The sequence below is a fragment of the Paenibacillus sp. J22FR83 genome, assembly GCF_059691955.1.
In genome coordinates, this window is record NZ_JCAUAM010000016.1 from 158694 (window position 1) to 171877 (window position 13184).

Sequence of the window (13184 nt, forward strand, 5' to 3'; positions counted from 1 at the left end):
GGAAGAGTCTGTGGGTGAACGAATGAAGAAATTGATTGGGATTGCGATCATTGCCAGCAGTTTTGTTGCGTTGTCATTTTCTTTGTTCTATATGCTCAAGATTTATCAAAGCGATGTGAGTATGTCTACGGCAGGGGAGCCTATGGTGAATGTACATACCGAACGCATCGTGATTATTTCACAGGAGCAAGGCAGTTTCATGATGAATGCCATTCAGAAAGGGGCACGTGAAGCAGCGGAGGAACATCACATTCAAATTGACTTTTGGGGTGTATACCGTTCGAACTTGGAAGGGCTAATTAAGCAGATTGATATTGCAATCGCTTCCAAAGCGAGTGGGATCGTTGTAGAGGGCGTGGATCATCCGGATTTTGACCTCATGGTGAAGAAAGCGACAGTGAAAGGCATACCCATCATTACCATTAATTCTGATGCTCCTAGCAGCTTGCGCAAGTCATATATTGGTTCCGATCATTATCAAGAAGGCATTATTATGGGGGAATACATAGCAACTCAGTTGAATGGCAAAGGTGTCGTTGGTGTTATTAAAAACCTTGCGTCTCCTACAACGGATGATTTGCGATTGAAAGGTCTGACGGAAGTTTTTCGAAAGTATGAGGGGCTAAAGGCTGTAATCGCAGCTAATGATCCTGAAATTTCGCAACCGAAGATGCAAACGAACGATATTTTGAATCACTATCCGAATGTGACAGCCTTTGTCGGTTTAACCTCAGAAGCTGGCGAGAGCATCGTTCAAGCAGCACATGCGCGTTCACGAACCAAAGAATATCCGATTTTCCAATTCGATGATTCTCCGCAAACCATGATGTTGATTAAGAATGGTCAGGTGAAAGCAGGACTCTCGCAGCACTATGAAGACATGGGTATTCTAAGTGTTAATTTAATGAAACGTTGGTTAGTTGCTGCACAGCTGCCGCTCGAGAACAGCTACTTTACACCAATTAGCATTGTGACTTCATCGGGAGAAGAGGAGAAAGCGCCCTGAAAACCATTCGAAGTAAAATGATGATGTTATCGATCTTGATTTGGGTCATTATGGCTATTATTTGGCTCTCCATGAGCATCTATAATCAGCGGACCGTTGAGAAGTATAATGAGATTCTGCAGCGTTACATGCAAATGAATCAAGCCTCGCAATTAAGCCAGCAATCCTTAACCACGTTGAATAAATATCGGATGTCACCTACATTAGAAAGCATGAATCAGTATGTTTCGGACATGGGCAGTCTACTTCGAACAAAGGAAGAGATGAGTTGGTTGCGGAATCCGAGCAACACAATGCCCCTCAACAATTTGCAGAACATGCTGGAAAGTCAGGCCGAAGCGATGGATTTAGCTGTACGTTTTCAAAAAGATAATGATGAAGAAAACGCAGCCAAACAATTTGATGAGGCATCCAACATTTCCAAATACATTTCAGAAACTACGCTCACATTAATTAGCGGTGAACAGAACACCTATGATGCTTTTTATAGAAAGATTATTAAACGAAGTGAAAACATTAAGAAGATGGGACTTTGGACATTAGCGCTAGTTTCTTTGCTTTTGTTGCTGTTTTCCTATCGATTCGTTGATAGTGTGACACAGCCCTTGCTGAAATTAACGCTGTCTGCGCGGGAGTTGTCACGGGGGAATTTCAAGAATCCCATAGACTTGGGAAATAACGATGAAATATCTTTTTTAGCTATAACATTAGAAAGTATGCGTCTGAAGATCGGTCATTTTATCGATGATATTCAAAGTAAAGCCCAATTGGAATATGATCTGCATCGACATAAGCTCATGCTGAAGGAAAGCGAGTTAAAGAGTTTACAGAGTCAGATCAATCCCCATTTTCTTTTTAATACGTTAAATATGTTGTCGAAGGAAGCTTATTTGGCTGGCGCGGATAAAACAAGCGAATTAATTAGCTCTGTCGCCGGTATGCTTAGATATAATCTCCGTAAGTTGGATAGCCGAGTATCCTTGAAGGATGAGCTCGAGGTACTGGAGGAGTATTTGACTATACAAAAAGCTCGTTTCGGCGATCGCTTGCATGTCGTTCGTGAGATTGATGAGTCTCTACTAGGGATCGAGCTTCCTATTCTTGTTTTGCAACCGCTTGCAGAAAATGCATTTATTTATGCGATTGAACCCGCTGAAGAGGGTGGGACACTCACCATTCGAGTCAAGCAGGAAGAGAAACGAATCCTTGTTCAAGTACAAGACACAGGGCAGGGCATGGATGTAGAGCAATTGCATAAGCTGCTCTCCCACACGGAACATTCCGTATATAAAGGGCATTCAACTGGTTTAGGAATTTGGAACGTGATTCATCGCTTACAGCTGTTTTATGGAGTTGAAGAGGTTATAGAGATCGAATCCCATCCAGGAGTTGGTACTTGTATAACATTGAAGTTGCCGAGGGGGCAAGCTATATGATTCGTATGTTAATCGTAGATGATGAACACATTGAGCGGATTGCGTTGCAACGGATTATCGAAGAAGGTTCGCCAGATGTAGAAGTTGTCGGTCAAGCAGCGAATGGCAGGGAAGCGATTGAAGCAGCCGAACGGTTACAACCAGACCTGATCACGATGGATATTAAGATGCCGGGCATTAATGGGCTCCAAGCAATGGAGAAAATCAGAGAGTTTAATTCAACTGTGAAGTTTATTGTTGTTACTGCATTTGATACTTTTGAATTCGCACAGCAAGCCATTAAGTTAGGCGTTTATGACTATATGCTGAAACCAAGTCGAATTTCTGTCGTGCTCGAGACGATTGGACGGGTAGCGAGTGAGATAGTCATGATGCAACAAGAGTTGGCAAAAAGAAGCTTAGAACAAGCGCGGCTGCAGAAAATGACACCTCTCGTTGAGGCAGATATTGTGGAGCAGTTGCTATTTGATTATGTACAAACAGCGTCACTCCCTGGAATGATCGACTTAATTGGTCTTCCGACTGGGCGAGACGGATTCGTGATGACCTTGCAATTCTCACCTATTTCTTCAGAAGAAGGGCAGTCGCGGGATTTCGATGATGTGTATCTGCAAGTAAATGAGCTGTCCCTGGATGTGTCCAATCCGATCTGGTTAGGGAAAATGTCAGGCAATCAAGTGCCGGCCATCATCTTTATGGATGGTGAGTTCTCCTATCGTGCACAGGCCATAGGCATTGCGAGGAAATGGATCCAAGCGTTGGACGGGAAGAGTGGATTTCGTCTGTTTATAGGCATAGGCGGTGTATGTAAAGACGTGAGGGACATGCGGAAATCGTATCAGGAAGCCTTGTTGGCTTCGATGGATCACACACTGCTTGCTCGTTATTGTTTGTTTGAGAATTTGACACAGGATGAGATCCAGGCGATTGGTGGTCGTTCTCTTGAGATGGAGAAGAACGTTCTCGAGGAGATCAGACGGGGAAATCTAGACCAGGCTGGCGATCAAATTGCCAGAATGATTGATGTCTTCGAAGGTATAGGGCAAGGCGTTGGGATGTCGCAGCAGCGGATTTTTGAAGTATTGATTGTTGTGACCCGGCTGCTGCAAGAAATGGGGATGGAAGTTCGCACACCCTATTTTCCCTATTCAACGACAAGTTATATGCAACTGAAAGCGGAATCCCGGTTGTTGATTCATCAAATCGTTCAAGTGGGAGAAGTTGTTGAAACGGACTTACTCCAAACGATGAAGCTATATATCCAGACGCATGCGCACGAGGATTTATCGTTGGAGCGGATTGCCGCTACAGTTGATCGAAATCCATTCTATGTGAGTAAGCTGTTTAAAGAGCACTTCGGAATGAATTATATTGACTTCCTAACGGAATACCGGATTGAAATGGCCAAGCAATTGATGCAAGAAACAGATAAAAGTCTCAAGGAAATTACGTTTGAAGTGGGCTACAACGATCCGAATTATTTCAGCCGTGTATTTAAAAAGTTGGTCGGTCATTCACCTACGGATTATCGGAAATTGCTGATTCGACCAACGAAAAAGAAGCATAGTTAAGCTAATACTTATGATTTTAGATTAAGGATGAAACCAATGAGGAGGGGCTTGCGCTGAAACAAGTCAGAATCAAGAGTGGCCTGCTTGGCATCACTGTGATCATAGCCATCATGCTCTCGGCTTGCTCGTTCGTTGGGACGAGTACGCCGCCAACAAATCATGCTAGCCAACAAATTGATAGTAAGCCAAGCCCCAATCGGATTGTACAATCCGACCAAAAAGTAATTGTTGGTTTATCGATCGATACTTTGCTGGAAGAACGGTGGCAGAAAGACCGCGATTTGTTCAAAGCTGCGGTAGAAAAGCTCGGCGCGCATATTGAGGTTCAAGCTGCGAACGGTGATGATGCTCTGCAGCTTGCACAAGCGGAGAGCTTGATTTCGCGCGGTGTAAATGTGCTGGTTGTTGTGCCGCACAATGCGGAGGTATCCGCAGCGATTGTGGAGAAAGCGCACAAATCGGGCATTAAAGTCATTTCATATGATCGCTTGATTGTTGGGGCAGATGTTGATCTCTATGTCTCCTTCGACAATGAGAAAGCTGGTGAATTGCAGGCAAAAGCGATCATAAAGAAGGCACCAAAGGGGAATTATGTTCTCATTGAAGGTGCGGATACCGACAATAATGCACATATGTTCAAAAAAGGACAAATGAATATTCTGAAGCCTCTCGTTGAGAAAGGTGATATTCATATTGTATTTGATCAAGCTACGAAGGAATGGAAGCCGACGAATGCGTTGGCGAACATGGAGCGGGCTTTGATGGCGAATCAGAATAAAGTAGATGCGGTAGTTGCTGCGAATGACGCTACAGCTGGCGGTGTGATTCAAGCCTTGACTGCTCAGAAGATGGCCGGTCGCATCCCGGTTTCGGGGCAAGATGCTGAGCTTGCAGCTGCCCAGCGAATCGTCGAGGGGACGCAAACAATGACCGTGTATAAACCGATTAAGAAGCTTGCCGAGACAGCGGCTGAGCTTGCTGTGAAGATGGCAAAGGGTGAAAATGTCCACGCGGATAAAAAAGTAAACAATAAGAAAATTGACGTACCGTCCATTTTGCTCGAACCCATTGCCGTTGATCAGTCGAATATGGATGCCACCATAATTGCGGATGGATTCCATCTGAGAGAAGATGTCTATAAAAATGTGAGTCAAGGGAAAATAACAAAATAGTATAGCAATGTTAAAAAAAGTGCTAATTTAAAGCGGTTACATTGGAAAATCCCGGTGATATACTCAGTTTGTAGTTGGCGCAGAGCCAAAACAAATGAGAGGGGTATTTCAAATGAAACGTAGTGTGAAAGCGATTTCTTTGATGTTGGTAGTCATGTTCCTAGCCGTAATGGTTGCAGCCTGTGGGAACTCTGGCAGTTCGAAAGTGAGCGTCGGTATTGTATTGCCTACCAAAGATGAACCAAGATGGGTTCAAGATGAGCAACGTTTCAAAGATGCCTTGAAAGGTTCGAAATATACTACAGAGATCTTATTCAGCCAAGGTTCTTCAGCGAAAGAAAAAGAAAACGTAGACGCGTTAATCGCAAAAGGAATCAAAGTGTTAATTATTTGTCCACAAGATGGGGATGCAGCAGCAGCAGCTGTAGAATCGGCTAAAAAAGCAGGAATTCAAGTCATCTCTTATGACCGTTTGATTACCAAAACAGATGCTGTTAACTACTATGTGACTTTCGACAGTATCGCTGTTGGTAAAGCGCAAGCGCAATACCTCGTGGATAAAGCGAAACCAGGTCAGCCATTGTACTTGTACGCAGGTGCTGCTTCGGATAACAATGCTTTCTTGTTCTTCGAAGGCGCATGGCAAGTGCTTCAGCCGAAAATTGCCGATGGCACTTTCAAAATTGCGAACTCCAGTGAAGCAGCTGCTTTGAAAGGAACGGCCAAACTATCACGTGAGCAAATGAGTAAAATTATTGGTCAAGTTACGACAAACTGGGATGCAAATGAAGCCAAAAATAAAGCTCAAACCCATTTGACAGCTGCTGCCGCAGACATGAAAGGTGACGTTGCCATTCTTGCTCCAAATGATGGAACAGCTCGCTCCATCGCAGACGTTTTCGCATCAGATAAAGCGGTTACGAAATTCCTCGTTACCGGTCAAGATGCAGAGAAAGCTTCAATCCAATACGTCATTGATGGTAAGCAATCCATGACCGTATTCAAGGATGTTCGTACACTCGTGAAAGACGCGATGGGTATGGCTGTTGCGATCTTGGATGGCAAAACACCTGAAACAACGGGATCCTACAACAATGGCAAAATTGATGTCAAAGCCAAACAAACGAACGTCATCGTCGTAGATAAAGCAAATGTTAAATCTGCACTCGTGGATTCGGCATACTACCAAGCATCCGATTTCAAAGGCTTGTAGGTGTAAGATCACATAGTTTGGATGGAATAGTGATAGATCCGTCTATCACTATTCCTCTATTCCATGAGTCGGTTGGCTAAGGAGCGCTAGAAGATGAATAAATATCTCTTAGAAATGAACAACATTTCCAAAGAATTCACGGGTGTGAAGGCTCTTGCGAACGTTAACTTTAAAGTGAACACAGGCGAAATTCATTGTTTGGTGGGCGAAAATGGTGCGGGTAAGTCGACCTTGATGAAAGTGCTTAGCGGTGTATATCCTTACGGTACTTACGCAGGTGATATTGTTTTTGAGGGCAAAGTTCAACAATTCTCAAGAATTAGTGATAGTGTGAAGACGGGCATAGCCATTATTTATCAAGAATTAGCGCTATTTCCGGATCTTACTGTGTACGAAAACATTTATGCTGGCAATGAAGTGAGAAAAGGGATGATGGTTGACTGGAATCAAACGATTCGTCAAGCCAAAGCGATGCTTCAGAAGGTGAAGCTGGATGTGAATCCAGAGGTTCTCGTCAAAGATTTGGGCGTCGGGAAGCAACAGCTTGTTGAAATCGCCAAAGCTTTGAGCAAGGATGTGAAGCTGCTCATTCTGGATGAACCGACAGCTGCCCTCAATGAGAAAGAAAGCGAGAACTTGCTGGAGCTGTTGCGCGAACTCAAAAAGCAAGGCATTACGAGCATCATGATCTCTCATAAGCTCAAAGAAGTGACAGCGATTGCGGATCAACTCACTGTTTTGCGAGATGGCAGAACGATATGTACATTGGATGCAGCTAAAGGCGAGATTTCCGAAAGTGTCATTATCAAAAACATGGTAGGTCGCGAGATCGACGATATCTATCCGAAGCGAACAACGAAGTCATTCGGTACGAACATTCTTGAGATTCAAAACTGGACGGCATATGATCCACAGTTGGGTCGAGACGTCGTGAAAGATGTGAATTTGTATATTAATAAGGGTGAAATTGTTGGTATTGCAGGGTTAATGGGATCTGGCCGAACGGAACTGGCACAAAGTATATTTGGGAATCCCAAAGCGTATAAGCTTCGTGGTGACCTTCTTATGGAAGGTGCGAAACAAACATTCAACCATCCGAAAGATGCCATTCAGGCAGGTATTGCTTACGTAACAGAAGATCGCAAAGGGGACGGATTGTTCCTAATCCAAGATATTAAGCAAAATATTGCGGTTGCCAACCTGCAGCAGATATCTGAAAACGGCATCATTAATCATAATGAAGAAGTAAAAATTTCAAACCACTACAAGCAGTCCTTAAATATTAAAGCGCCTTCCGTGGAACAAATTGTTGGTAATTTGAGCGGGGGAAATCAACAGAAAGTATCACTCGGCAAATGGTTATTTGTGAATCCGAGCCTGCTCATCTTAGATGAACCTACGCGCGGCATAGACGTCGGGGCCAAATATGAAATTTATACAATTATGAACAAGCTGATCAGTGAAGGGATGAGCATTATCATGATCTCATCGGAACTTAGTGAGGTCTTGGGGATGAGTGATCGTGTCTATGTCATGGCCGAAGGTAAAATAAAAGGCGAGCTATCCATTGAGGATGCGGATCAAGAACGAATCATGAAACTTGCGACGCAATAGGAGGAAGAGCCGTGCAATTTTATAGTGAAGCGAAATCGCTAATTAAAGTGAATATTCGAGAATATGGCATGTACATTGCCCTATTCATCATCATGCTGACGTTCTCGATCATGACAGATGGATTGTTCATGTCATCCCGAAATATAAGTAATCTGATTGACGCAACGGGGTATATTGCGGTTCTTGCTGTCGGAATGACGCTTGTCATCGTTATTCGGCATATTGATTTATCCGTTGGATTCGCGGCAGGATTTCTAGGCGCAATCGCCGCGGTACTCCTCTCACAAGCAGGAGTTCCATTCTATATCACGATTCCAATCATTCTTGTGTTAGGTATTATCGTAGGGCTATTCAATGGGTTGCTAGTTGCGCAATTCGGTATTCCGTCATTCGTGGCTTCGTTAGCGGGCATGTTGATTTTCAGAGGCGCGTTGCTGCGTGTAACGGAGAAAACGGGCACGATTATTGTGAAAGATGAGCATTTCAATGCCATCGGGAATGGCTTCATCCCATCGATTGCCAAGGTAGGAGGATTAAATCTGCTCTCTTTAATTCTTGGAGCAGTTATGATCGTTCTGTACCTGTATAGTGAATTCTCGAAACGAAACAACAAGCTGAAATACAATTTTGAAGTTGTTTCTGCCAATATATTCACTGTAAAGGTTATTTTCGTCTCGGCAATCATTGCGTATATTACGTGGATTCTAGCTGGTTATAACGGCTTTTCCTGGACGGTCATCGTGGTGATGATAGTGGTTGCTGTGTACCACTTCTTGACGACTTCAACGGTTCTAGGCAGACACATCTATGCAGTCGGCAGTAATCCAGAAGCAGCGAATTTGAGCGGAATTAGCGTGAAGAAGATTACGTATATTGTATTCGGTTCGATGGGGATGCTTTCAGCGCTTTCAGGAATCCTCTTCACTGCGCGGCTGCAATCCGCAACAACGACTGCAGGCACTCTGTTCGAGCTTGATGCAATTGCTGCCGCATATGTTGGCGGTGTCTCTGCAGCAGGCGGCGTTGGTAAAGTGACGGGTTCCATTATCGGTGCCATTGTTATGGCTTCTTTATCGAGTGGTATGAATCTTATGGGCATAGGTATTTCGTATCAATACATGATTCGTGGTGCGGTCTTAGCCATAGCGGTTATTTTCGATGTCGTTACGCGTAAGAAGAGAGCTTGATTGATCGATGGAAGGATGGCGTCGGCGCAAAGGAGGGACAGGTGATGGCCATTTACACGCCACAGGGACTTAAAATAAGCCTGGATGTTCCAACTAGTTTTGGTCTAATGGCGAGATTGTACCCTGAAATCAAACCGAATAACATACTCAAAACCACAGAGTCCATTAGTCTGATGGCTTCAGCATTAGGTTTTGTCACAGGTATCTTGAGTTTTGTATTGCAAATAAGTCCTTCGAGTATTGCGATATGTACATTGACTGCGATGACGATCGGTATCTTACTATCCTTTGGTGGGGTCATGTTGTCCCCCATGATACAATTAGGCGCCATGTTCTCACATATCAATGGACTCTTCCTCCCCATGATAATTGCTGTTGCAGTTGGATTTATATTGACGGGGTGGGAGGGTGTAGCCGCTTATCTAGTCTCACGCTTTGTAGCGTCAGGTATATCTATCCTCGTTAGTACCGGGTTTGCGAAGCAGTCTCCCATTTATCAGGGAAGCCCGATTAGTTCAGCGGAGAGAAATTTTTACAATGCTTATCGTTATCATGCTAGGCAAATCGGCAAATCGATGAGTCTGGTACTGTCGAAAGACGAATTGGAGGAGGCTTATTGGGGTAAAACCTACCACGCATATGACAGTTCTCGTGGATGATGTATTTGTTAGCATGGAATAAAAGCGACTCCGACATACCATCCTATGTGTAGCTGTTTAATTTTTATGTAAATAGTGTAATGGATACACATAGGGGGAATTTACTTGAAACTAACTTCGGAGCAGATGATCACTCTGCATGGCTTTAATAATTTAACCAAATCCCTAAGTTTTAATATGTATGATATCTGTTTCACCAAAACAAGAGAAGAACGCGAAGCCTACATAGCTTATATTGACAAGCAATATAATGCGGATCGACTGACGGCTTTATTGAAAACAGTTGCCGACATTATTGGGGCGCACGTCTTAAATATCGCCAAACAGGACTATGTCCCACAAGGAGCTAGCGTAACGATGCTAGTATCTGAGGGGCCAATCGAACAGGAACCAAGCGAATCATTCGAAGAGTCTCCAGGACCGTTGCCCGACGCGGTAGTTATGCACCTCAACACGAGTCATATTACCGTTCATACGTATCCTGAATATCACCCTGATGAGGGAATTAGTACGTTCCGAGCTGATATTGATGTATCCACATGTGGAGAAATTTCTCCGCTCAAAGCGTTGAATTTTCTTATTCGCTCTTTCGATAACGATATCCTGACGATGGATTATAGAGTGAGAGGATTTACGCGTGACATTAGCGGCCACAAGCTGTTCATTGATCATGAGATCAGTTCGATTCAAAACTACATCCCTGAGGATATTCAAGATTTATATCAGATGATTGATGTGAATGTGTATCAGGAAAATATTTTCCATACGAAATGTAAACTTCGTGAGTTTGATTTGAACAACTATTTGTTCGGATACACGAAAGATACACTCAGCACAGAAGAACAGTTGGAAATCGAGAAAAGCGTCAAATGGGAGATGGATGAAATCTTCTATGGGAAGAATATGATATTTACCTGAGGTTTAAAAAGGGTTTGGAGGCAGAAACGACTGCACCAAACCCTTTTCGCGTTGGATTATGTAGGTTAACTTCAAATACTCGTTGAATTTCATTTTATAAGTTCCATCAGATATGGCGCCACGGATTGGCGGAACACTTGCAGGGGAATTTTGCTCTTCTTTCGTTGATCATTGGTCAATACAACGACTACATCGATAAAAGGGAGGATATAAATGCACTGGCCTCCAAATCCATACGCGTTAAAGTAATGCAACTGGGGAATGTCGTCGTCACTCGTTCGATCTGGATACGTGTCTGTCCACCAATGCCAGCCATAGCTGCCGCGGCGAGGGGACTCCGCTCGTATCGCAGGTTGTGTGGAACGGGCAACTAGTTCTTGGGATATCAGCTGTGTATGTCCCCACTTTCCTTGCTGCAGGTAGAGTTGACCAAATTTGAGCATGTCTATGGGACGAAGTGACAAACCGAAGCCTCCCGTATGGATGCCTTGAGGGTCTTGTTCCCAATGATACGATTCAATGCCGAGCGGCTCGAATAATGTTAATTCCGCAAAGCGGGCAACGGACATGCCCGTTGCTTGGACTAGGATCGCAGCTAAAAGTTGAGATCCACCCGAGTTGTATGACATTGTCGTACCGGGTGGATACGAAAAGGGCTGATCTAACACGAAATCTACCCAGTTCGGCGTTCTTGTCATATTAGGAAACGAATTCTGTCCACCAAATTCTGTCCAATTCATGCCGGATGTCATCGTTAGGAGATGAAGCAGTGTTATTTCACTCTTATGCGATGCTTTATCATTCACTAACTGTGGGAAGTAAACAGATGCAGGTGTTTCAGGTGCTGGCAACAGTCCCTGATCCATAGCGATGCAACAGAGTGCAGAGAGGACACTTTTGGTACAGGAATTGATTTTGGCAACAGTTTCAGCTAGATGCGGTTCGCGATATTGCTCGAATATGAGTTGTCCTCCTTGACTGATAAGACAACTGACAAGATTGGCTGGTACTAATTCTTCTCTCAAATTTGAAAAGTTCATGACATCCTTCTTTATATTACGACATTTTTCTCGAATTAGGGAGGATTTACCTTTTGATGGGGGAGTATCATGTGATAAACTAAAACTAACTAGGCTTACTCACGTGCATAATACAACCTCAAGAAAAAAGATTCCACCTCAGATGCAGTGTGTAGTCTTTTTGTCATTTTTTGACAATACCATTTTTCGGGTTTACTGGAAACAATTGTGTTAGGAGCTGCCGGAAATCGATGCCAATTAAAAGGAATCTAGTACGAATCAGCCTCGGGTTGATGGGTATCTGTGTGATCTATGTTGGGATTCATTCTATGTTCGGAAACACTCCGAGATTGGAGCGGCAAGTCAGCTCTCAGTATGGTCAGAACATGCAATTAATGGATAATCGTAACATGTTACTTAGCTTTATAAGTGACAAGCTCACAAGCAAGCATGGTGTTTATACGAATTTGAAGGATACCGATCAATTGGGTGCTGCAGCTTCAGGACATGAGGTTCTGAGTGAATCCGCGGGTCTTCTCATGCGATACTATGCACTAACTGGTCAGAGAGATAAGTTTGATGAACAGTGGCAGCAAGCTAAGTTAGTATTTGATACACCCTACGGCTTTAGCTATCGATACAGTCCTAAACAGAACAAACAATATCCTATGAATGCAATTGTAGATGATTTGCGTATCGTTAGGGCACTTGATGAAGCTTCTGTCGCTTTTGGAACAAAGAGTTACAGGAAACAAGCAGAAACATATGCCAAAAGAGTCTATCAATACAATGTTGCCCAGGGACAATTGCGAGACTTCTATGATCCCACATATAAAATGACAAATTCCTTCCTTACCTTGTGTTACATCGATGCTGCATCTTTGGAACTTATACCAACATCTCGCAAGAAGAAGGCGACACTTGAAGCTAGTATGCTGCAAATTGCCCAAGAAGGATACTTGTCAGATTCGTTTCCATTTTACCAAACCCGTTATGATTTTGAGAAGAATAGTTATCAATCGGAAAGCATTAACACAGTAGAATCGTTACTAACAATTCTGAATCTAGCTGAGGTTAAGCTGGAACAGCCTGCTAGTATCCAATATATCAAAGCTCAAGTCAAAGCAGGTACCTTGTTCGGTCAATATGATCAAAATGGAAAACCACTATCCGATGTAAGATCAACCGCAATTTATGCGATATCGGCCATGATTGGATCGGTTATTAAAGATCAAGAGCTATATACCGATAGTATTCTCAAAATGAATGAATTTCAAATCCATAATCCACAGAGCCCACTGAATGGTGGCTTTGGGGATGTCAATGTCGCACAAGCCTATTCCTTCGATAATTTGATGGCACTTCTTGCCTACACGTACTGATCAGAAA

The 13184-nt window shown here is 43.4% G+C and carries 11 protein-coding genes; 10 read left to right on the forward strand and 1 reads right to left on the reverse strand.

Annotated features, from left to right (window positions below):
• Window positions 1-22 precede the first annotated feature (22 nt).
• From AC58PV_RS26610 to speD, 9 genes are all read left to right on the forward strand, one after another.
• Entirely contained in the window at window positions 23-1006 is a 984-nt protein-coding gene (locus AC58PV_RS26610) for a substrate-binding domain-containing protein (protein WP_497435663.1), read from the forward strand.
• 35 nt (window positions 1007-1041) lie between these two features.
• Window positions 1042-2442, forward strand: coding sequence for a sensor histidine kinase (locus tag AC58PV_RS26615; protein ID WP_497435664.1), 1401 nt, complete (start codon window positions 1042-1044; stop codon window positions 2440-2442).
• Complete coding sequence (locus AC58PV_RS26620; RefSeq protein ID WP_497435665.1) at window positions 2439-4013, forward strand: response regulator; 1575 nt, start codon at window positions 2439-2441, stop codon at window positions 4011-4013. Before AC58PV_RS26615 ends, AC58PV_RS26620 begins: the two co-directional genes overlap by 4 nt.
• A 95-nt stretch (window positions 4014-4108) precedes the next feature.
• Window positions 4109-5185, forward strand: coding sequence for a D-xylose ABC transporter substrate-binding protein (gene xylF / locus AC58PV_RS26625; RefSeq protein WP_497435666.1), 1077 nt, complete (start codon window positions 4109-4111; stop codon window positions 5183-5185).
• 112 nt (window positions 5186-5297) lie between these two features.
• Window positions 5298-6398 (forward strand): sugar ABC transporter substrate-binding protein, encoded by a 1101-nt coding sequence (locus AC58PV_RS26630; protein WP_497435668.1) that lies wholly within the window; start codon window positions 5298-5300, stop codon window positions 6396-6398.
• Window positions 6399-6491: 93 nt separating this feature from the next.
• Window positions 6492-8012 carry an ATP-binding cassette domain-containing protein gene (locus AC58PV_RS26635; protein ID WP_497435669.1) on the forward strand — a complete coding sequence of 507 codons (1521 nt, stop codon included), beginning with the start codon at window positions 6492-6494 and terminating at the stop codon, window positions 8010-8012.
• A gap of 11 nt (window positions 8013-8023) precedes the next feature.
• Complete coding sequence (locus tag AC58PV_RS26640; protein ID WP_497435670.1) at window positions 8024-9199, forward strand: sugar ABC transporter permease; 1176 nt, start codon at window positions 8024-8026, stop codon at window positions 9197-9199.
• A gap of 44 nt (window positions 9200-9243) precedes the next feature.
• Window positions 9244-9858 (forward strand): hypothetical protein, encoded by a 615-nt coding sequence (locus AC58PV_RS26645; protein WP_497435671.1) that lies wholly within the window; start codon window positions 9244-9246, stop codon window positions 9856-9858.
• 105 nt (window positions 9859-9963) lie between these two features.
• Window positions 9964-10776 (forward strand): adenosylmethionine decarboxylase, encoded by an 813-nt coding sequence (gene speD, locus AC58PV_RS26650; RefSeq protein ID WP_497435673.1) that lies wholly within the window; start codon window positions 9964-9966, stop codon window positions 10774-10776.
• 89 nt (window positions 10777-10865) lie between these two features.
• On the opposite strand, the gene AC58PV_RS26655 is transcribed toward speD, so the two are convergent.
• Window positions 10866-11816, reverse strand: a complete 951-nt coding sequence (locus tag AC58PV_RS26655) for a serine hydrolase domain-containing protein (protein ID WP_497435674.1) — start codon at window positions 11814-11816, stop codon at window positions 10866-10868.
• A 230-nt stretch (window positions 11817-12046) separates the two neighbouring features.
• Between AC58PV_RS26655 and AC58PV_RS26660 the strand changes: the two genes are divergently transcribed.
• The gene (locus AC58PV_RS26660) at window positions 12047-13177 is read left to right on the forward strand and encodes a hypothetical protein (RefSeq protein WP_497435675.1); all 1131 of its coding nucleotides are present in this window, start codon (window positions 12047-12049) and stop codon (window positions 13175-13177) included.
• Window positions 13178-13184: the final 7 nt, after the last annotated feature.

What these genes read in the sequence shown, in the direction of transcription:
- AC58PV_RS26610 (WP_497435663.1), top strand. Translation starts at nt 23, where the DNA reads ATGAAGAAATTGATTGGGATTGCGATCATTGCCAGCAGTTTTGTTGCG.
- AC58PV_RS26620 (WP_497435665.1), top strand. Translation starts at nt 2,439, where the DNA reads ATGATTCGTATGTTAATCGTAGATGATGAACACATTGAGCGGATTGCG.
- AC58PV_RS26630 (WP_497435668.1), top strand. Translation starts at nt 5,298, where the DNA reads ATGAAACGTAGTGTGAAAGCGATTTCTTTGATGTTGGTAGTCATGTTC.
- AC58PV_RS26635 (WP_497435669.1), top strand. Translation starts at nt 6,492, where the DNA reads ATGAATAAATATCTCTTAGAAATGAACAACATTTCCAAAGAATTCACG.
- AC58PV_RS26645 (WP_497435671.1), top strand. Translation starts at nt 9,244, where the DNA reads ATGGCCATTTACACGCCACAGGGACTTAAAATAAGCCTGGATGTTCCA.
- AC58PV_RS26655 (WP_497435674.1), bottom strand. Translation starts at nt 11,816, where the DNA reads ATGAACTTTTCAAATTTGAGAGAAGAATTAGTACCAGCCAATCTTGTC.
- AC58PV_RS26660 (WP_497435675.1), top strand. Translation starts at nt 12,047, where the DNA reads ATGCCAATTAAAAGGAATCTAGTACGAATCAGCCTCGGGTTGATGGGT.